Genomic DNA, 20,079 nt, shown 5'->3' on the forward strand with positions numbered 1-20,079 from the left:
ACCTCGTTGAACGAATTCGGTCCGGTTCAGAATGAGTAGGAAACGCTCGCACTCACGAAATCACGGTCGGTCAACTCGTTATACGGTTTGCCACCGAAAAAGTTTGTGTAGCCGATGTTGCCTGTGATCTTGTTCTGGTAGACACCAGTCAGCGAGAGACCAATAGACTTGTTACCCTCATTGAACGCGCCTCCTGGCTGCGGTGCATAGCCTTTCACATCATGGCTCCAGGCAATCTGCGGTGACAGATTAATACCTGCGACAACGTTCGGATAATCCCAGACGAATCGCGCACGATAGCCCCAGGAGAAGTCGGTTACAAAACCATCGTTGGTGCAATAGTTAGTGTTGATGTTCGCGGATTCCCCGGACTCACACTGCCCATTGGGCAGAACACCAATACCAAAGGTCCCTGAACGGCCATAACGAGCCTCGTCCTTGCCTGGGAGATCGTGCACATAGGTTGCACCGAACTCTGTAATAAACGACAGGCGGCTTGCACCCATGACCTGATCGAAGAACTTGATCAATGTCATTTGAGCCTGCGATACACCGTAGCGGTCATAGCCTGATACTTCTACGTTATCAGTTGTGCCAAACTCTGCCTGCAACCGCTCCGCTTCACGCTGATACAGCAAACTGGTATCACGCTGAAGGCCACCATAGATAAGTTCAAAGGCGTTCCACTGAATTGGCAACTTATCCCGATAACTATATTCGGCACCAAGGGACCAACCGCCAGGTGTGGTCGTGTTGATACTGATTCCGTAAAGATCAATACCTTCCGGATACTCGATGAAGTAGCTCGGGAAACGCCCCCCAGCCGCCTGGTTACTGGTAACACCACTGATGTAGGGAAGTCGACTGTTGTACTTGATGTAGTAGAAGCCCAGCTCGGAATCATTAAGTGCAGGTACATACCATCGCAGCGCAACACCAAACTGGTCCTTCGAATCTGCCTCACGATCCCCGAGACGTGGCGCAATGAAACCCTGCTCATAAGCTTGACTGTCTGACAACTGACCGGCAAGGAGAATCGGACCACAGCCATCAGCTACGAAATCATTTGTGGAGAAAAAGGTACCGCAGTCATCTATGCGAACCTTTTCCCAGTCCGTCTGCACAAAAGCCTCAATAGTGACGTTTTCGGTAACGCCCGCAGAAATGTAAAACATCTCAACTGGCAGCAAAGCGTCCTTCAACTCCGCACCTGGCGCCCTGAAGGCCGGTACATCAATCGGGTTTATCGTATTGATACCACCTTGAATGAAGGTGCTTTCGCCCCAGGATACCACCTGTTTGCCATAGCGGGCGCTAACTGGGACATTACCGAAATACCAATCAGAAAACACATAAGCGTCGAGAATCTCACCGCCAGAAGCATTGTCCTGACCATCAGCACTCAGTTGCCGCCGCTGGCCCACCGGATCAACAGCGCGGTTTTCATCTTTGAGTTCAAAATCATACCAGTAGCGACCACGGAGCAAACCACCAACCCGCGTCAGGAACTGACTATCTACTGAATAATCGAGAAAAAGTTCGCTGTTACCCTTTACAACTTTGGAGTAGGTGTCACCTTTCTCAAAGTTCAAATTGCCATCATCGTAGTTATTCGTGGATGCACCGATATTGGAAAATTCGGGATCACCCCCAAACTGGACAGGAGCGTATTCGGGGCCGAGGTTACCCTGAGCAATCAAACGCTTATCTGCATCCTGGACTCGCCAGCCAATACCCGCACTTAGCGTGGTATTGAACTGAGCCTCAACATCACCCATGTAGAACGAGTATGCTGCTGCCTGGCCGGACACACCGGCGGCTATGGCTACGGCAAGTGGTAACTTGGTCCAACGCTGCCACGGTTGAGTTTTTCTTGTCATTGGAAGGCTACTCCGTTGTTGTTCTGAGTCGCTGCTCGATTGTTCTGGTGTTAGATGTCCTGACGGCTGTACACACAGTGCCGTGATGATTGCACTATAGCTAAGCCTTTCGGGGGCTTTGATCAGTCAAAAGTATGATTTTGCTGTCACTCTCTGTTCAGCCGGGGCTCGCACTCCCTCACTATAGACAAGATTCAGGAGTGCAACCACCTGTCGTCTTACAGCATTTCAATCGCCATTGCTGTGGCCTCGCCACCGCCGATACACAGTGCAGCGACGCCCTTCTTCTTGCCATAGCGCTTGAGGGCATGCATCAGGGTAACCAGAAGACGGGAACCGGTAGATCCAACCGGATGCCCCTGGGCACAGGCGCCACCGTGAATATTGACTTTGTCCGGATCCAGGCCCAGCTCTTTGATAGGCATCATGGCCACCATGGCGAAAGCTTCGTTGATCTCGTAAAGGTCGACGTCATCCTTGGTCCAGCCAGTTTTCTCAAAAAGCGTCTGGATCGCGCCCACCGGCGCACAGGTGAACTCGCTGGGATGCTGGGACTGGGTGCTATGGGCGACGATCCGCGCCAGGGGCTTGAGGCCACGCTTTTCGGCTTCGGATTCACGCATCAGCACCAGTGCTGAGGCGCCGTCGGAGATAGACGAAGAGTTGGCTGCGGTTACGGTTCCATCCTTGGCAAAGGCCGGGCGCAGGGTCGGAATTTTTTCGATATTGGCTGCGTGGGGCTGCTCGTCATCCTCTACGAGAACGTCGCCTTTGCGGGTCTTGACGGTAACCGGGATGATTTCGTCTTTCAGGGCGCCTTCTTCAATGGCTTTCTTGGCGCGGGTAAGGGACAGAATGGCGTACTCGTCCATTTCTTCCCGGGTATAGCCTTTCTTGTCCGCCATTTCCTGGGCGAAAGATCCCATCAAACGGCCGGTCTCGGCGTCTTCGAGGCCATCCAGGAACATATGATCCTGGGGCGCCTGCCCTGGCCCCATGCGGTAGCCCTGGCGGGCGCCCAGCAAAATGTGAGGCGCGTTGGACATACTCTCCATGCCACCGGCTACCATAATGTCGTTTGAGCCGGCTTTGATCAGGTCATGGGCGAACATTGTGGCTTTCATGCCGGAGCCACAAAGCTTGTTTATGGTGGTGGCGCCAGTACTGTCTGGCAGTCCCGCCTTGCGCATGGCCTGGCGAGCGGGCCCCTGTTTCAGGCCAGCTGGCAGCACGTTACCCATAATGACTTCCTGAATATCGGCAGGCTGCAGGCCGGCGCGCTTCACCGCCTCAGCGATGGCAATTGCGCCCAGTTCCGGCGCGGAAACCGGGGCAAGACTACCCATAAAACCACCCATGGGGGTGCGAACACCGCTCACGATGACAACGTTGTCCTGACTCATGCTGTGACCTCTCTGTTGGTTCTTTTTGGTTCTGGTTATGGTTTGTGGGGCGCTTCGAGATACTCCTGGGATTGCATTTCCAGCAACCGGGATTCCGTGCGCTCGAATTCAAAGCTCAGGCGCCCGCCCGAATAGAGCTCGGTGATGGGCGCCGCAGCGGAGATAATGACCTTGACGTTGCGGTCGTAGAACTCATCGATCATGTTGATAAAACGGCGCGCCTGGTCGTCCTTGTCGCCACCAAGCACCGGTACATTGCTGACGATAATGGCGTGGAACTGGCGCGCCATTTCGATGTAATCGTTCTGGCTTCGGGGGCCGTCACACACGTCTTTGAAGTCAAACCAGACCACATCGTCTGCGTGGGCCTGGGCCGGAATCTTGCGGCCGTTGATTTCCATGGTTTTACTGTGCTTTGCCGCTTCGACGGCCAGGGCGTCGAAACTGTTCCGCAAGCTGATATCCGCCTCATCATCCAGCGGACAGTGATAAAGCTCTGCCTGCTCCAGGGTACGCAGGCGATAGTCCACGCCGCCATCCACATTCACCACATCGGTGTACTTCTTTACCAGCTCAATGGCAGGCAGGAACCGGGCGCGCTGGAGGCCATCTTTATACAGGCCATCGGGGACGATATTGGACGTACACACCAAGGTAACCCCACGACCAAAAAGGCCATCCATCAGCGTGGCAAGGATCATGGCATCGCCAATGTCGGAAACAAAGAACTCGTCGAAACAGATGACACGGGTCTCGTCCGCAAACTTTTTAGCCACCATCTCAAGAGGGTTTTTCTCCCCCTTCAAAGCCTTTAACTCGTTGTGAACGCGCTGCATAAAACGGTGGAAGTGCACCCGCATCTTGCGCTCGAACGGCAGCGACTCAAAAAAGGTGTCCATCAGATAGGTTTTACCCCGGCCAACGCCGCCCCAGAAATACAGGCCTTTAACCGGCTCTTCCCGGCCCTTCTTGAGTTTGCGGCGCAGTTTGGCCAACCCTTTGTTGCGCTCGTTTTCAGCAGCCACCAATTTATCGTACAGTGCCTGCAGGCGTTGCACCGCATCGACCTGGGCGGGGTCCTTGTGAAAATCCGGGCGTTCAAGATCCTTTTGGTAACGCTCCCAAGGGGTCAGGTTCGCAACGGTATCGGAGGACGTGGCTGCAGTCATCAGGCTTCCTGAATAGTTGAGTCGAGTGAAAAATCGGCGCGGTATTGTCGCCTATTTCGCGTTTTTTCGCCACGCCGGGCGGCTCTCGGGGCAATACGACGATTGGCTCAGTGTTTCAGCATGGGCTCAATCGGTTTGGGGCGTTATACTCCGTTTACGGGGATTGGCTCACTTCCAGGCAATATAAGGACGATTTTCATATGACAAACCTGATTCTGGCGGCAGTTGCCGCGTTGGTAGTTGGCATTGTCATCGGGATTCTGGTTGGCCGTTCCGGCCAGGGAGCAACGTTGCGGCAGCGCCGGGCGGAGCAGCAGATTGAAGAGCTGCGCAGCGAGTTTACGCGCTATCAGGCCCAGGTGAACGAACACTTTATGGAATCCGCGCACTTGTTGCGCCGGTTCAACGACGCCTACCGGGATGTGAACCAGCATATGGCCCGGGGCGCCAACCGTCTGTGCAATGACGAAGACTGGATGGAAGAGCTGGACCAGGAATCCAAGGGCAGACTGGAGCATGGCAGTGATGGCGAGCCTTCAGAGCCGCCCAGAGATTATGCACCCAAGGCCGACCCTGAGGCCAAAGGCACGCTTGCCGAGGACTATGGCCTGGACAAGGGCGAGAAGCGCCCGGCTTGATTCGAAATCAGAGGCTGCGCCACGCGCAGCCTGACAACGATCTTCATACCGGATTATCACAATCGATGAAACGGTGTGTAACACCAAACGCCTCAGCAATCGCCGCCCCTAACGCCTGCACTCCATAACGCTCTGTCGCGTGATGGCCCGCCGCAAAGTAATGAATGCCGCATTCCCGGGCGGTATGAGTTGTCGGCTCCGAGATTTCACCGCTGATGTAGGCGTCTACGCCCGCCTCCAAAGCAACGTTGATAAAGCCCTGAGCGGCGCCCGTACACCAGGCGACGGTTTTGATTTTGTCTGCCCCGGCACCAACGTGCAACGGCTGCCTGTGCAGAGCCCGAGCCATCTCTAACTCAAACTTTTCCACTGACAAGGGCTCCGGCAACTCACCCTGCCAGACCAGCCCCCCCAGCGGCCTCGGATTCTGGATTCCGAGCACTTCCGCCAGTTGCCGGTTGTTGCCATACTCCGGATGATCGTCCAGTGGCAGATGGTAGGCGACGAGGTTGATGTCGTTGTCCAGCAACTGCTTGATCCGGTTTTTCTTCATGCCACGGATGGCCTGATCTTCGCCTTTCCAGAAGTAGCCGTGGTGGACAAGGATCATGTCTGCGTTTTGTGCGACTGCTGCGTCGATCAGTGCCTGGCTGGCCGTTACACCGGTAACAAGGGTCGTAACCTGCTCGTTACCTTCAACCTGGAGGCCATTCGGGCAGTAATCCTGGAAATTTTCAGGCTGGAGCCACTCATTGATTTTGGCAAGGATCTCGTTTCGATTGGCCATACTTTTCAACGCCCCATCTGTAATGTGTTTCAGATCGGAACGGCGCAGGAAGCTTGGGAGTGGTGCAAGGTACAGGACAGCCCTTCCAAAAACCGCTACAAGCACATCCATGTGCGCTTCTCTCCGGCCATCCATGGCCTCCGAAATTTTTGGAAGGGCTGTCCTGCACCTCGCAATCAACGCTGTTGCGCGCCGATTCCTCGTTCTACATAGATATTAGACTACAGCGCATCCAGGCCTTTTATCAGTGCATTGTTCTGGTCACTGGTACCAATCGTGATACGCAGAAAATCGCTGATTCTTGGCTTATTGAAATGCCGGACAATAATGCCCTGCTCCCGAAGCTTCGCCGCAATCGCAGCGCCTTCATGGCCGGGATGGCGGGCAAAAACAAAGTTTGCCTTGGATGGCAACACCTCAAAACCCAGAGTTTCCAACTCCCTGGTCACCCGCTCGCGCTCGCGGATCACGCCACTGCAGGAATCCTCGAACCACTGCTTGTCCTCAAACGCAGCCACGGCACCAGCCAGAGCCAGACGGTCCAGCGGATAGGAATTGAAGCTGTCTTTGACGCGGTTCAGAGCTTCTATCAGCTCCTCGTTGCCCACAGCAAAACCAACTCTCAAGCCGGCCAAGGACCTGGCCTTGGATAGAGTTTGGCAAACCAACAGGTTCGGGTACTGGTTCACCAGACGAATCGCCGTCTCGCCACCGAAATCAACATAGGCTTCATCAACCACTACCACGCTATCCGGGTTGGCCTGCAGGATATCCTCTACGTGCCCAAGTCCGAGGTAGCGTCCCGTCGGCGCATTCGGGTTCGGGAAGATAATGCCGCCGTTGTCACGCTTGTAGTCGTTCGGATCGATCTCGAAGCTGTCGGTCAGCGGAATAACCGCACTCTCGATCTGGAACAAGCCACAATACACAGGGTAGAAGCTATAGCTGATGTCCGGAAACAGGATCGGCTTGTCGTGTTTCAGTAGCCCCTGAAAGATATGCGCCAGCACTTCATCGGAGCCGTTGCCAACAAACACCTGTTTGGGGTTGATTCCAAAATCCACGTGGTATTCGGCAATGGCATCTTTCAGGGCCTGGCCTTCCGGGTCCGGATACAGGCGCAGGCTGTCATTTAACTCTCTCTGAATGGCTTCAATCACTTTTGGCGATGGGCCGAACGGGTTTTCATTGGTGTTCAGCTTCACCAGATCGGCCATTTTCGGCTGTTCACCCGGCACGTAGGGCTTGAGTTCACTGACCAGGTCGCTCCAGTACTTACTCATTGATCCGGTACTCCGCTGAACGTGCGTGTGCAGTCAGACCTTCGCCACGAGCCAGAACCGATGCCACCCGCCCCATACGATCGGCGCCCTGAGCGGTAAAGCCAATAAGGGAAGAGCGCTTCTGGAAATCGTACACACCCAGAGGTGAACTGAATCGTGCGGTGCCGCTGGTTGGCAAAACGTGATTCGGGCCTGCGCAATAGTCACCCAGGGCTTCGGCCGTGTGCCTGCCCATGAAAATCGCGCCGGCGTGGCGGATGTCGTCGAGCATGGCCTGCGGGTCTTCCACTGAGAGCTCCAGGTGCTCCGGCGCAATCCGATTACTCACTTCTGCGGCTTCTTTCAGATCTGCCACCTGAATCAGTGCACCCCGTCCCAGCATGGAGGTGCGGATAATTTCTTCTCGCTCCATGGTCGGCAGCAGCTTGTTGATACTGGCTTCCACCGCATCCAGGAAGTCTGCGTCCGGGCTGACCAGAATGCTCTGGGCCTGCTCGTCGTGTTCGGCCTGAGAAAACAGGTCCATGGCGATCCAGTCCGGGTCGGTCTTGCCGTCACAGATCACCAGTATCTCCGAAGGGCCGGCAATCATGTCGATACCGACAACTCCGAATACTTCGCGCTTGGCGGTGGCCACGAAGATGTTACCGGGGCCGACGATCTTGTCGACAGAGGGCACGGTGTCCGTGCCATAGGCCAGCGCAGCCACGGCCTGGGCGCCACCGATAGTAAACACGCGGTCTACCCCGGCAATGGCGGCCGCTGCCAGCACCATGTCATTCACCACACCATCCGGGGTCGGCACCACCATGATAACTTCAGAGACACCAGCGACTTTGGCCGGAATCGCATTCATCAGTACCGACGAAGGATAGGCCGCCTTGCCACCCGGCACGTACAGACCGGCGCGATCCAGCGGCGTTACCTTCTGGCCCAGCACGGTTCCGTCTTCGTCCTGGTATTGCCAGGATTGCTGATTCTGGCGTTCGTGGTAGTCACGGATGCGTTCCGCCGCTTTTTCCAGACCCTCACGCTGATCCTGGGGAATTCGGTCCAATGCTGCCTGCAAACGGCTTTTATCCATTTCCAGCTCAGCCATGGAGCCAACGTCCAGGCGATCAAACTTGGCCGTAAACTCCAGCACTGCCGCATCGCCCCGGGTCTTCACCTCGTGCAGGATATGCCGAACCGACTCATTCACCTGATGATCCACACTGTCGTCCCAGGCCAGCAGCTGGGCCAGCGCACTGTCAAAGTCGCTCTGGGTGGTGTTCAGTCTGGTGATTCTGTCGGTCATTTTTCAGATCCTGTCTTGGAGTAACACTACGAATCGCGGCGTCGTTCAACGGCCGCGGACATCTTCTCGATTATGGGGTTTATCTGGCCGTGTTTCATCTTCATGGAGGCCCGGTTAACCACCAGTCGGCTACTGATGTGGTCAATCAGTTCTCTTGGCTCCAGCCCGTTGGCCTTGAGGGTATTGCCGGTATCCACGATATCAACAATCTCATCGGCCAGATTCAGGATCGGTGCCAGCTCCATTGCCCCGTAGAGCTTGATGATATCGGCCTGCCGGCCCTGAGCCGCATAGTAGCGCCGGGCCAGGTTGACGAATTTGGTGGCAACACGAATCCTGCCTGCCGGTGGCTGCTCGCCTTTTTTGCCTGCGGTCATCAACCGGCAACGGGAGATGTTCAGATCAAGCGGTTCGTAGAGGCCGTCGCCACCGTGCTCCATCAGAACATCCTTACCTGTAACGCCCAGATCGGCGCCACCGTATTGAACATATGTGGGCACATCGGTCGCCCGGATGATCAGAATCCGCACGTTCGGGTCGGTGGTGGGAAACACCAGCTTGCGGGACTTTTTCACGTCGTCGACAAGCTCAATGCCCGCTTCCGCCAGCAGCGGCAAGGTTTCTTCCAGAATGCGACCCTTCGACAAGGCGATGGTGATGGAATCTGTCATGTATCCTTCCGGGTTCCCGTTGGTCAAATTCAGGCTGGCAGACGGCGGATGCTGGCACCCAACAGCTGCAATTTCTCTTCAATGCACTCGTAACCGCGGTCAATATGGTAAATGCGGTCGACAATGGTATCGCCGTCTGCCATCAGACCGGCGATCACGAGACTGGCTGAGGCCCGCAGATCAGTTGCCATCACCGGAGCACCGGTCAGGTGCTCAACACCCTTGATGATGGCAGCGTTACCTTCAAGGGTAATGTCTGCGCCCATCCGGATCAGTTCCTGCAAGTGCATGAAGCGGTTTTCAAATACGGTTTCGACGATGGTTCCGGAACCCTCGGCGACCGCATTCATGGCCGCAAACTGAGCCTGCATATCCGTTGGGAACGCCGGATACGGCGCAGTCCGCAGGCTGACAGCCTTGGGCCGCTTGCCCTTCATGTCCAGTTCAATCCAGTCCGGGCCGGTAGTGATGTGCGCCCCCGCCTCTTCCAGCTTGAGCAGCACCGCTTCCAGAATATCTTCCCGGGTATCTTTTACTTTCACCCGGCCACCGGTCGCAGCCGCCGCCACCAGATAGGTTCCGGTCTCAATCCGGTCAGGCAACACGTTGTAGTGGCATCCGTGCAGGCGCTCCACACCATTGATTTCAATGGTCGCGGTACCGTGGCCTTTGATATCGGCGCCCATGGCGATCAGGCACTCGGCCAGATCCACCACTTCCGGCTCGCGGGCCGCATTTTCGAGGATGGTTTTACCCTCGGCCAGCGCAGCGGCCATCATCAGGTTTTCGGTACCCGTTACGGTGACCGTATCCAGGAAAATGTGGGCGCCCTTCAGCCGGCCATTGGTCTTGGCCTTGATGTAGCCATTCTCCACCTTTATGTCGGCACCCATCATTTCCAGACCGTGGATGTGCAGGTTAACCGGTCGGGTACCGATGGCACAGCCACCCGGCAGGGAGACTTCGGCTTCGCCAAAATGTGCCACCAGCGGGCCAAGCACCAGTATGGAGGCGCGCATGGTCTTTACCAGCTCGTACGGTGCATGGAAGTGCTTGATGGTGTTGGCGTGCACTTCAACACTCATCTTTTCGTCAATGAGCAGCTCCACCCCCATGCGACCGAGCAGCTCGATCATGGTGGTAATATCGTTCAGATGCGGCAGGTTGCCGACGGTGACCGGCTCATCCGCCAGCAGTGTCGCCGCCAGAATGGGCAGGGCCGCGTTCTTGGCACCGGAAATGCGAATTTCGCCATCCAGGGGCTTTCGACCCCTGATCAATAGTTTGTCCACGGTAATTATCCTGTTCGGTTCAGGCGCCGGCCTGCTGATCGGCCCACTCGCTCGGGGTAAAGGCTTTCGGGTGAAGGGCGTGAATGGTGCCGTCCATGACATGCTGGAATAGCACCTTGTTGATCATTTGCTGCCGTTTGATGGTGGGCAGTCCCTCAAATACGTCACCCACCACCACAACAAGATAGTGGTTGCCATCAACCTGTACCTGAACCTCGCAACCGGGCAGGGCTTCTTTGACAAGTTCGGTAACCTGGGCGGCGTCCATAAGGATTCCTCGACTAAGTTGAAATCAGGGGCGGAATTGTAACCAATTCCCGGGCGCCGGTCAGCTGTGCTCGGCAAATCCGGGAATCTGATCCTGAAGATTACTGAGTGCGGCCAGAGAACGAAGTCGCTCACTGGCGCCTGTGAAGGAGAGATGGCAATGTCGGCTTAGCGCCAGACGCTGCCAACACAAAAGCATCGAAAGCACCACACTGTGCGCGGTGCCAAGCCCGGACAGATCAACCTCAAGCGTCCCATCGGCCTGCCGTATTTCCTGTTCGCCCTGCTTGCGCAACGCCAGGACCGTGTCGGCATCGACATCGCCGGTTACGCAAAGAGTTTTGCCGTTCCGGACGATGCCCGGCAACCGATCACTCATGAACGATCCACCTGCTCGTCCAGATTCAGGGCCTCAACCGCGTCACCCCAGCCGTCAATGACCGCCTGAACCTGGCCGCGATTCTCTTCCATTTCCTGGGCAAAGCGATCCCGGAAGGCAAGGCCGATGTTCACGCCCTCTACGATGACGTTTTCCATCATCCAGCGGTCGTCACCTGTCCGGTACATTGAGTAAGTGACCGGATAACGGTTGCCGGAGGCACTGATCAACTCCATTTCTACCGAAGCGCGATCCTCATTCTGAGGAAGGATGGTGGCTTCCTTGACGATGATCTCGAAATCTTCCGCAGAAACCAGGGCCTGGGCATAACTGTCAAACAGGCTGCGCTTGAACTTCTCGACAAAAGCATCCCGCTGCTCTGGCGTGGTCTGGCGGGCATATCGACCCATCACCCGGGCAGCAATCCGGCGAAAATCGACAAACTCCTGAAGGGTTTCATCCATGCTGGCATAAAACGCCTCAGGGTCCTTTTCGTACAACCCTTTCTCGGCATTGAGCTTCTGCACCAGCTTCTGGGTATTCTCGTCCACGTAACGCTTCAGATCCTCCTCCGGGCCGGCCCAGACCTGGCCCACCATCAGGGCGACCATGGCAATCATCAACGTCAAACGGTGTTTCAGGACACTCATTAGTTTCTCCTGTGCATGGCTCTGGCTCAGCGGCCGGAGGCAAAGTTACTGATCAGCCGTTCCAGATTCATGGCGGACTGGGTGGAATAAAAGGTATCCCCCGCGTTCAGCGACTCCAGGTCCCCGCCAATCGATATATCAATGTACTGCTCACCCAGCAGTCCGGATGTACGTATTACTGCTGCACTGTCGGCCGGGATGTTATCAACCTCAGCATGGATAGACATGGTTACGCGCGCCTGGAAAGTGTCCCTGTCCAGGGTAATGGATTCGATGGTACCGACAGTGACACCAGCCATGGAAACCTTGCCTCGGGGCGTCAAGCCACCGGTATCGTTGAAATTGGCATACAGCGTATAGGTCTGCTCCGCGGATTTCGGCGACAGGCCACTCACCTGCAGCGCCAGAAACATGAGCGCGGCCAAACCGGCAATCATGAACAGCCCAACAATGATTTCTGTGCTTCTTTGTGCCATGAAAGGCTCCCTGAATCCTGTTAAAAATCACCGAACATGACGGCAGTCAGTACGAAATCGAGACCGAGCACTGCCAGCGATGAGTAGACCACGGTTTTGGTGGTCGCCGAACTGATACCAACAGAGGTGGGCACGCAGTCATAGCCCTGGTAGACCGCAATCCAGGCACACACGAACCCGAACACCACACTCTTGATAAAGCCGTTAAGCACGTCATCCACAAAATCGACGGAGGACTGCATGTTGCCCCAGAAGGAACCCTCAAACACGCCCAGCCATTCCACACCAACCAGCATGCCGCCCCAGATCCCCACTACCGAGAAAATCATGGCAAGTACCGGCATGGCGAGAAAACCGGCCCAAAGTCTCGGTGCAACGACCCGGCGCAATGGATCCACCCCCATCATTTCCATACTGGAGAGCTGTTCCGTCGCCTTCATCAAGCCGATCTCTGCCGTCAGGGCGGAGCCCGCGCGACCCGCGAACAGCAGGGCCGTCACTACCGGCCCCAGTTCGCGCACCAGCGTGAGCGCAATCATCTGACCAATCGCCGACTCCGAGCCGTAATCGCTGAGAATGGTATAGCCCTGAAGCCCCAACACCATCCCGATGAACAAGCCAGACACCACCACAATCGCCAGCGACAACACGCCGACTGCGTAAAGCTGTTTGACCAGCAGGGGAAAACCTGTTGCAGGCCTGGGGACGCCGGCCAGCACGCCGAAAAGAAACTGCCCGGAACGACCGAAGGAGGCGATGATCGCGAGCCCGAGCCGCCCCAGGCCGGCAATACGATCCATCATGAAGACCGCCCTCCCACACCAAAATCAGCCGCCGCATCGCCACTCGGGTAATGGAACGGCACCGGGCCATCAGGCTGCCCTTCAAGAAACTGCTGAACCCGCTCAGACGGATGTGCCCGCAGCTCCTCGGGAGTGCCCTCACCGATCACCTTGCCGTCGGCAATAATGCAGGCGTAATGGCAAATACTCAGGGATTCAGGCACGTCGTGCGACACCAGAACGCTGGTTAGCCCCATGGAACTGTTGAGATCCCGGATCAGCTTGACCAGCACGCCCATGGCAATCGGATCCTGCCCGGCAAAGGGCTCGTCATACATGATCAACTCCGGGTCGAGTGCGATACTGCGGGCCAGAGCGACGCGCCGGGTCATGCCACCGGACAACTCTGAGGGCATCAGCTCTCTGGCACCACGCAAGCCCACCGCCTCCAGCTTCATCAGAACAATGTCCCGGATCATATCTTCGGGTAACGACGTGTGCACACGCAGCGGGAAAGCGACATTCTCGTAGACACTGAGATCGGTAAACAGCGCGCCACTCTGGAACAGCATGCCCATTTTTTCGCGCAGCTGGTAAAGCGCCTTGCGCTTTAGCCGGGGCACGTCATGGCCTGCCACACTCACCTGGCCGGAATCCGGGCGAAGCTGACCTCCGATGAGCCTGAGGAGCGTGGTTTTACCGGTACCACTGGGCCCCATGATGGCAGTCACCTTCCCTTTGGGAATATCCAGACTGATTCCATCAAAAATCCGGCGCCCGGAACGGGAAAACACCACATCCCTAAGTGTTATGTACGCAGATGACTCCATAATCCATCCCTTTCAAGGAGCGCCTACATTATGACAAGCTCTCCCAGACCTCAATTAAAGCAACGTAAAATGTCTTGATGGCAATGATCAGAATCCCTGATGCAGGCGAGCCGGGGGCACCAGAAGTGATATACTTCGGCCTCAAATCCCAGATCGAGCAGACAGCCAGCCGACATGACCGAATCAAATACCTTCAACACCCAGGACTTTTGCAACTCGGCCCTACGGGCAATCCGCATCGAGCGCGAAGCCATTGAAGCGCTGGAAAGCCGTATAAACGATGATTTCAGCCGCGCCTGCGAGGTCATCATGGCCTGCAAAGGCCGGGTTGTGGTGACAGGCATGGGCAAATCGGGGCACATCGGCAACAAGATAGCCGCCACGCTCGCCAGCACGGGCACGCCCGCCTTTTTTGTTCATCCAGGCGAAGCCAGCCACGGCGACCTGGGTATGATAACACCCCAGGATGTGGTCATCGCCATTTCCAACAGCGGCAGCACCAGCGAAGTGGTCACCATTCTCCCCCTGATCAAGCGCATGGGCGCGCCATTGATCAGCATGACCGGCAAACCCGATTCGGTACTGGCACAAGAGGCCGTTGCCAACCTGGATGTCAGCGTGGCCATTGAAGCCTGCCCGCTGGGCCTGGCACCCACCTCCAGCACAACCGCCACCCTGGTCATGGGCGATGCCCTGGCCGTGGCGCTGCTTGAAGCCCGGGGATTCAGCGCCGAGGATTTTGCGTTTTCCCACCCTGGCGGCAGCCTCGGACGCCGTTTGCTGCTGCGGGTATCCGACATCATGCATACCGGTGACCAGATTCCTCAGGTTGCCGAGGGCACAACCCTGAGCGGGGCACTGCTGGAAATAACCCGCAAGGGCCTGGGTATGACCACGGTCGTTAATGCCGCCGGCACCCTGACGGGCATCTTCACCGACGGCGACCTGCGCCGGACCCTGGACAAATCCGTGGATGTGCACACTACCCCCATCCAGGACGTGATGACCCGCAACGGCAAAACCATCCGGGCAGACCACCTGGCGGCAGAAGCCTTGAATATCATGGAAGAAATGAAGATCAACGCCTTGCCGGTTACCGACGCAAACGGCACCCTGGTGGGCGCTATTAATATGCACGACCTGCTGCGGGCCGGAGTGATTTGATGACTCAGACAGCGCATCCGTTACAAACCCACTGGGACGCAGCCCTGAAGGCCAAAGCCTCGGACATTCGCCTGATCGCCCTGGACGTGGACGGCATTATGAGCGATGGCCGCCTCTATTTCAGTGCCAGCGGCGATGAACTCAAGGCCTTCAACATTCTTGACGGCCTGGGCCTGAAACAACTGATGCAGGCAGGCATCACCGTGGCGGTGATTACCGGACGGCGCTCGCCCCTCACGGAAAAGCGGATGTCGGATCTGGGCATCCCGCACCTGATGCAGGGTCGCGAAGACAAAAAAATCGCATTGCTGGAATTGATCCGGGATATGAACCTTAAGCCGGAACAGATTGCCTATATGGGCGACGACCTGCCCGACCTGCCTGCGCTGCGTTTTGCCGGCCTTGGCATCACGGTACCCAACGGCTACTGGCTGGTTCAGCAACACGCCGACTACTGTACCCGCAGCCACGGTGGACAGGGCGCTGTGCGCGAGGCCTGCGATCTCCTGCTCTGGGCTCAAGGGCATCTGGACAACACTCTTGCCCCCTATCTGGACGAGCCAGCATGATCACCGAGCGGCTTTTCGGCGATCGTGGCAAACGGCGGATTACAGCCCTGGCCCTTGCCGCCACCGTAACAGCAACCGTTTTTTTGCTGTGGCAAAGCGACGAGCCTGTCAGCTCACGGAATGCCGCCAGCGACCTGCGGGGGCCCGCAGAACCCGACGGCTTTGTGGTGGGCGGCCAATACCGTGCATGGGATGAACAAGGCAACCTCCAGATTGATCTAACAAGCCCCAGAATTGAACAGTTTGAAGAAACCGGCACGGCTCATCTGGACACGCCGAGAGCCCGGCTTTTCAGTGAGGGCAGCCCCGACCCTTGGCTCGTCGAGTCCAATGAAGGTAGCCTTCTGCAGAACAATGAAAAGCTGGAGCTTATGGGGGACGTCCGATTGACCCGACAGTCCGAGGGCCGCGAAGCCGTTCTTGAAACCGAGGCACTGACCCTGGACAACAGCGAAGGCACCGTCTACACCGACCAGCCGGTGACCATCACCGAGCCTTTCGGCGTCACCCGCTCCACCGGCATGAAAGCCTGGATCGACGAACGCATTCTCGAACTCAACTCCCGGGTAGAGGGACAATATGAAACCGTCAGGTAAACGATCTTTCTGCCGGCCAGTGATTCTGGCCATGGCATTGCTGGCCGGCCCTGTATCGGCATTCAACCTGGATTCCGACATCCCCATAAAGGTCAGTGCCGATTCGGCCCGCCTGGATGAAAGCGCCGGAACGGCCGTTTACACCGGCGCTGTCGAACTGATTCAGGGCGAAACCCGACTGGACGCGGATCGGGTGGTACTTTACCGCAACCAACAGGGTGTCAGCCGGATTGAAGCCGCCGGCAACCCCGCCCATTACCGGCAACCCGGCCAGGAAGGCGAAGGCACGACCGATGCCAAGGCCCTGAACATCACCTGGTCTGGCGATGAAAACCTGGTTATTTTTGAACGCCAGGCCGTTATTGAACAAGACGGCAACGTATTCCGGGGCGACGTCATCCACTACGACACCGTTCGCCGCGTTGTTACTGCGGAAGGCGGCACGCCATCCGACGGCGGCTCCGGCCGGGTGGAAATGGTGATTCAGCCTCGTAATTCAGCTCAATCCAGTGACGGGAAAGGTTCGGATGGCAGTTCTCAGGGCCAGTAATCTGGCAAAAAGCTACAAGCAGAAAAAAGTGGTGCTGGACGTTTCTCTGGAAATTCGCTCCGGCGAGATTGTCGGCCTGCTCGGCCCCAACGGCGCCGGCAAGACCACCTGCTTCTACATGATCGTGGGCCTGGTGCCTGCGGATCACGGCCGGATCACCATCGACACCCAGGACATCACCCCGCTGCCAATGCATGGGCGCGCCCGCAAGGGCATCGGTTACCTGCCCCAGGAGGCCTCCGTGTTTCGCAAACTGACCGTGCGGGACAACATCACGGCCATCCTCGAAACCCGCAAAGGCATGAGTCGGGCGGAACGGGAAGCCAAGCTGGAAGAGTTGCTGGAAGAGTTTCATATTACTCACATCCGTGACAGCGTGGGTATGGCGCTATCCGGCGGCGAACGCCGCAGGGTTGAAATCGCCCGGGCGCTGGCCATGGAGCCCGCGTTTATCCTGCTGGACGAACCCTTCGCGGGCGTAGACCCTATCTCCGTCAGTGACATCAAGCACATTATCCGGCACCTGCGGGATAAAGGCATTGGCGTATTGATTACCGACCATAACGTTCGGGAAACCCTCGACATCTGCGAGAATGCCTACATCGTTTCCGGCGGCCACATCATCGCCTCCGGCAATGCCGAAGCCATTCTGGCAAACCAGCAGGTGAAAGAAGTGTATCTGGGTGATGAGTTCCGGCTCTGACCTGATAAAACAGGGTTTATCCGAGGTCTGATTGTTTTGATGATCTGTAGCAAGTAAACTCGGCAAAAAACTTGCTTATACTGTTCACAGACAATGGCAAGTAACCAGCGTACAACATTTTTTTCGGCCTGTGCGCCGGCAAAGCAACAACCGGGATGCCCATGAGTTATGGATCTTGAGCCATGGTTATGAAAGCCTCATTACAGCTTAAGCTGGGCCAGAGTCTGACCATGACGCCCCAGCTGCAGCAGGCCATACGCCTGCTACAGCTTTCTACCCTCGATCTCCAGCAGGAAATCCAGCAGGCGCTGGAGTCCAACCCCATGCTGGAAACCTCAGAGGACGATGAGCAACCTGAAGGCGACGAGCGCGAAGAGCACGAGCACAGTGAAGCTTCCAGCTCTGAGGCCAACCAGGACGACAGCCACCAGGACGCGAGCCCGGACTGGGACGAAACCGAGAACGGCCCAGACTGGTCGTCCGAGAACGACATTCCGGACAACATCCCGGATGATCTGCCGGTGGATACCGCCTGGGATGACATCTACCAGTCTGCCCCGGCTCCGGCCAGCAAGGGCGAAGACGAGCACGAATCGGATTTCGAAACCCGTAACTCGCCCACCGAAACCCTGCAGGATCACCTCGAGTGGCAGCTGAACCTGACGCCCCTGAGCGAGCGGGATCAGGCCATTGCCCACGCGCTGCTGGACGCCGTGGATGAGCGCGGTTACCTGACGTCTGATATCGAGGACATTCACGCAGGCCTGCTGGACGAAACCGAAGAAGACCCGTTGGAACTGGACGAAGTGGAAGCGGTACTCCACCGCCTGCAACACTTCGACCCGCCAGGCGTGTTCGCTCGGGATCTCCAGGAATGCCTGCTGATTCAGCTCAACCAGCTGCCACCGGATACCCCCTGGCTGCGCCAGGCGAGACTGGTGGTTACCCAGTTCCTGCATCTGCTTGGCAACCGGGACTACGCACAGCTGTTGCGTCGCAGCCGGCTCAAGGAAGACCAGCTGAAACAGGTACTGGCCCTGATCACCAGCCTGAACCCGCGCCCTGGCGATGTCGTGGATCGGGCCGAACCGGATTACGTTATCCCGGACGTTATCGTACGCAAACACGAAGGCCGATGGCGGGTTGAACTCAACCCGGAAATCGCTCCGCGTATCCGGGTGAATGCAAGTTACGCGTCGCTGATCCGTCGGGCTGACAGCAGTGCCGATAACACCTACCTGCGCGACCAGCTGCAAGAGGCGAAGTGGTTCATCAAGAGCCTGCAGAGCCGGAATGAAACCCTGTTGAAAGTGGCCACCCGCATCGTTGAACACCAGCAAGGGTTCCTGGATCAGGGTGAAGAAGCCATGAAGCCTTTGATTCTGTCTGACATTGCCCAGGCGGTGGAAATGCACGAGTCCACGATTTCCCGGGTTACCACCCAGAAGTACATGCACACGCCCCGCGGTATTTTCGAGCTGAAGTACTTTTTCTCCAGCCACGTCAGCACCGCCGAGGGCGGCGAATGCTCGTCTACAGCCATCCGGGCGATGATCAAGAAGCTGATTGCCGAGGAAACCCCGAAAAAGCCATTGAGCGATAGCAAAATTGCAGCCATGCTAGGGGAACAGGGAATCAACGTGGCGCGGCGTACCGTGGCCAAATACCGGGAGACCATGCATATTCCTCCCTCGAACGAACGAAAACGCCTGGTTTAAACTTTCGCCGGTGCAAGATGCACTGGCACGCAATCCGGCAAGCACGCCGGCAGTATGACAACAGGAGACGCCTATGCAACTCAACATTTCAGGCCATCACGTAGAACTGACTCCCGCTCTGAAGGATTACGTCAACACCAAGTTCGAGAAGCTGGAGCGTCACTTCGACCACATCAGTAACTGCCAGGTCACCCTGGAGGTCGAGAAGGTGCGCCAGATGGCGGAAGCCACGCTGCACGTGATTGGTGGTGAGATTCACGCAAAGGCAGAAAATGAGGACATGTACGCCGCAATCGACGCTCTGGTCGACAAGCTGGACCGTCAGATCCTCAAGCACAAAGAAAAGAACGTAGACCGGATGCACGGTAACGGCGGTCGCTGAAGCGCGAACCTTACCGGGTGTTTCATGAAACGAGCTGCGGCGGGGCTAACCGGCCGCAGCCTTTTTTTTACGGACATGCAGTCGATCCATGAGCGAGCCATCCCTGACCATCGACAATATTCTTGCCCCTGAACTGACCCTCTGTAAGGTGCCGGCCTCAAGCAAGAAACGTGTGCTGGAGTTCATCGCTGAACGGATTCACTTTCAGGATGAAATCCTCAGCGACACCCAGATCTTCAACAATCTGGTCTCCCGCGAACGCCTGGGTAGCACCGGTATCGGTGAGGGTATTGCCATCCCCCACTGCCGACTGGAAGGCCTGGACCGCGTCATCGGCGTACTGATGACTCTGGAAGAGCCGGTAGACTTTGATGCTATCGATAACCAGCCGGTAGATCTGGTGTTTGCCCTGATCGTCCCCAAAGAAGCCACCAGTGAACACCTGGAGTTACTGAGCCAACTGGCGGAGCGATTCAATGACAGCACTTTCTGCGCCCGGCTGCGCCAGAGTGAAGATCCCGCGACCCTTTACCAGCGTATGGCGGAAAGTCATCACTGAGATCAGCCTGATATCTGGACAGGCTGCCAGGCAG

Annotated in this window: 23 protein-coding genes; 9 read left to right on the forward strand and 14 right to left on the reverse strand. The window is 56.9% G+C overall.

All coding sequences use genetic code 11. From position 1 onward, the window contains the following. Window positions 1–26: 26 nt before the first annotated feature. From Q675_RS29310 to zapE, 3 genes are all read right to left on the reverse strand, one after another. Window positions 27–1,880 (reverse strand): DUF1302 domain-containing protein, encoded by a 1,854-nt coding sequence (locus Q675_RS29310; RefSeq protein WP_031211386.1) that lies wholly within the window; start codon window positions 1,878–1,880, stop codon window positions 27–29. A 218-nt stretch (window positions 1,881–2,098) separates the two neighbouring features. Continuing rightward, window positions 2,099–3,283: a thiolase family protein gene (locus Q675_RS29315; RefSeq protein WP_023011322.1), complete on the reverse strand. Its 1,185-nt coding sequence runs from the start codon at window positions 3,281–3,283 to the stop codon at window positions 2,099–2,101. Window positions 3,284–3,318: 35 nt separating this feature from the next. Then, on the reverse strand, window positions 3,319–4,416 hold the full coding sequence (gene zapE, locus Q675_RS29320) for a cell division protein ZapE (RefSeq protein ID WP_031210185.1): 1,098 nt from the start codon (window positions 4,414–4,416) through the stop codon (window positions 3,319–3,321). A gap of 236 nt (window positions 4,417–4,652) precedes the next feature. Here zapE and Q675_RS29325 point away from each other — a divergent pair, with 236 nt between their 5' ends. Then, a complete protein-coding gene (locus Q675_RS29325) occupies window positions 4,653–5,090 on the forward strand; it encodes a YhcB family protein (RefSeq protein WP_023011323.1) in 438 nt (145 codons plus the stop codon). Between the two features lie 43 nt (window positions 5,091–5,133). Here the strand turns inward: Q675_RS29325 and Q675_RS29330 are convergent, their stop codons facing one another. The 11 genes from Q675_RS29330 to Q675_RS29380 form a co-directional block, all read right to left on the reverse strand. Further along, window positions 5,134–5,877, reverse strand: a complete 744-nt coding sequence (locus Q675_RS29330) for a Nif3-like dinuclear metal center hexameric protein (RefSeq protein ID WP_031211388.1) — start codon at window positions 5,875–5,877, stop codon at window positions 5,134–5,136. A gap of 221 nt (window positions 5,878–6,098) precedes the next feature. Continuing rightward, a complete protein-coding gene (gene hisC / locus Q675_RS29335; RefSeq protein ID WP_023011325.1) occupies window positions 6,099–7,160 on the reverse strand; it encodes a histidinol-phosphate transaminase in 1,062 nt (353 codons plus the stop codon). Next, on the reverse strand, window positions 7,153–8,457 hold the full coding sequence (hisD, locus tag Q675_RS29340) for a histidinol dehydrogenase (RefSeq protein ID WP_023011326.1): 1,305 nt from the start codon (window positions 8,455–8,457) through the stop codon (window positions 7,153–7,155). Before hisD ends, hisC begins: the two co-directional genes overlap by 8 nt. A 26-nt stretch (window positions 8,458–8,483) precedes the next feature. Continuing rightward, the gene (gene hisG, locus Q675_RS29345; protein WP_011786147.1) at window positions 8,484–9,128 is read right to left on the reverse strand and encodes an ATP phosphoribosyltransferase; all 645 of its coding nucleotides are present in this window, start codon (window positions 9,126–9,128) and stop codon (window positions 8,484–8,486) included. 29 nt (window positions 9,129–9,157) lie between these two features. Next, on the reverse strand, window positions 9,158–10,420 hold the full coding sequence (gene murA / locus Q675_RS29350) for a UDP-N-acetylglucosamine 1-carboxyvinyltransferase (protein WP_011786148.1): 1,263 nt from the start codon (window positions 10,418–10,420) through the stop codon (window positions 9,158–9,160). 19 nt (window positions 10,421–10,439) lie between these two features. Further along, a complete protein-coding gene (locus tag Q675_RS29355; RefSeq protein ID WP_014422100.1) occupies window positions 10,440–10,688 on the reverse strand; it encodes a BolA family protein in 249 nt (82 codons plus the stop codon). A 60-nt stretch (window positions 10,689–10,748) separates the two neighbouring features. After that, a complete protein-coding gene (locus Q675_RS29360) occupies window positions 10,749–11,066 on the reverse strand; it encodes a lipid asymmetry maintenance protein MlaB (RefSeq protein WP_011786150.1) in 318 nt (105 codons plus the stop codon). Continuing rightward, window positions 11,063–11,716, reverse strand: a complete 654-nt coding sequence (locus Q675_RS29365; protein ID WP_014422102.1) for a phospholipid-binding protein MlaC — start codon at window positions 11,714–11,716, stop codon at window positions 11,063–11,065. The genes Q675_RS29360 and Q675_RS29365 overlap by 4 nt, the downstream gene beginning before the upstream one ends. 26 nt (window positions 11,717–11,742) lie before the next feature. Continuing rightward, window positions 11,743–12,192 carry an outer membrane lipid asymmetry maintenance protein MlaD gene (gene mlaD / locus Q675_RS29370; RefSeq protein WP_011786152.1) on the reverse strand — a complete coding sequence of 150 codons (450 nt, stop codon included), beginning with the start codon at window positions 12,190–12,192 and terminating at the stop codon, window positions 11,743–11,745. 20 nt (window positions 12,193–12,212) lie between these two features. Continuing rightward, window positions 12,213–12,995, reverse strand: coding sequence for a lipid asymmetry maintenance ABC transporter permease subunit MlaE (mlaE, locus tag Q675_RS29375; protein ID WP_023011327.1), 783 nt, complete (start codon window positions 12,993–12,995; stop codon window positions 12,213–12,215). Continuing rightward, window positions 12,992–13,804: an ATP-binding cassette domain-containing protein gene (locus tag Q675_RS29380; RefSeq protein WP_011786154.1), complete on the reverse strand. Its 813-nt coding sequence runs from the start codon at window positions 13,802–13,804 to the stop codon at window positions 12,992–12,994. Before Q675_RS29380 ends, mlaE begins: the two co-directional genes overlap by 4 nt. Window positions 13,805–13,978: 174 nt before the next feature. On the opposite strand from Q675_RS29380, the gene Q675_RS29385 reads away from it, so the two are divergent. From Q675_RS29385 to ptsN, 8 genes are all read left to right on the forward strand, one after another. Further along, window positions 13,979–14,968: a KpsF/GutQ family sugar-phosphate isomerase gene (locus Q675_RS29385; protein WP_023011329.1), complete on the forward strand. Its 990-nt coding sequence runs from the start codon at window positions 13,979–13,981 to the stop codon at window positions 14,966–14,968. Beyond that, window positions 14,968–15,537, forward strand: a complete 570-nt coding sequence (locus Q675_RS29390; protein ID WP_022992008.1) for a KdsC family phosphatase — start codon at window positions 14,968–14,970, stop codon at window positions 15,535–15,537. Before Q675_RS29385 ends, Q675_RS29390 begins: the two co-directional genes overlap by 1 nt. Then, window positions 15,534–16,133: an LPS export ABC transporter periplasmic protein LptC gene (gene lptC / locus Q675_RS29395; protein ID WP_023011330.1), complete on the forward strand. Its 600-nt coding sequence runs from the start codon at window positions 15,534–15,536 to the stop codon at window positions 16,131–16,133. Before Q675_RS29390 ends, lptC begins: the two co-directional genes overlap by 4 nt. Next, window positions 16,117–16,683: a lipopolysaccharide transport periplasmic protein LptA gene (gene lptA, locus Q675_RS29400; RefSeq protein ID WP_031211390.1), complete on the forward strand. Its 567-nt coding sequence runs from the start codon at window positions 16,117–16,119 to the stop codon at window positions 16,681–16,683. Before lptC ends, lptA begins: the two co-directional genes overlap by 17 nt. Then, complete coding sequence (gene lptB / locus Q675_RS29405) at window positions 16,661–17,386, forward strand: LPS export ABC transporter ATP-binding protein (protein ID WP_023011332.1); 726 nt, start codon at window positions 16,661–16,663, stop codon at window positions 17,384–17,386. Before lptA ends, lptB begins: the two co-directional genes overlap by 23 nt. A 188-nt stretch (window positions 17,387–17,574) precedes the next feature. Beyond that, the gene (locus Q675_RS29410) at window positions 17,575–19,104 is read left to right on the forward strand and encodes an RNA polymerase factor sigma-54 (protein WP_036193341.1); all 1,530 of its coding nucleotides are present in this window, start codon (window positions 17,575–17,577) and stop codon (window positions 19,102–19,104) included. A 73-nt stretch (window positions 19,105–19,177) separates the two neighbouring features. Continuing rightward, window positions 19,178–19,486, forward strand: coding sequence for a ribosome hibernation promoting factor (gene hpf / locus Q675_RS29415; RefSeq protein WP_011786161.1), 309 nt, complete (start codon window positions 19,178–19,180; stop codon window positions 19,484–19,486). An 88-nt stretch (window positions 19,487–19,574) separates the two neighbouring features. Next, complete coding sequence (gene ptsN, locus Q675_RS29420; RefSeq protein WP_023011334.1) at window positions 19,575–20,045, forward strand: PTS IIA-like nitrogen regulatory protein PtsN; 471 nt, start codon at window positions 19,575–19,577, stop codon at window positions 20,043–20,045. Window positions 20,046–20,079 lie beyond the last annotated feature (34 nt).

This window comes from Marinobacter sp. EN3 (assembly GCF_000475315.1).
In the GTDB taxonomy this organism is placed as follows: Bacteria; Pseudomonadota; Gammaproteobacteria; order Pseudomonadales; family Oleiphilaceae; genus Marinobacter; species Marinobacter nauticus.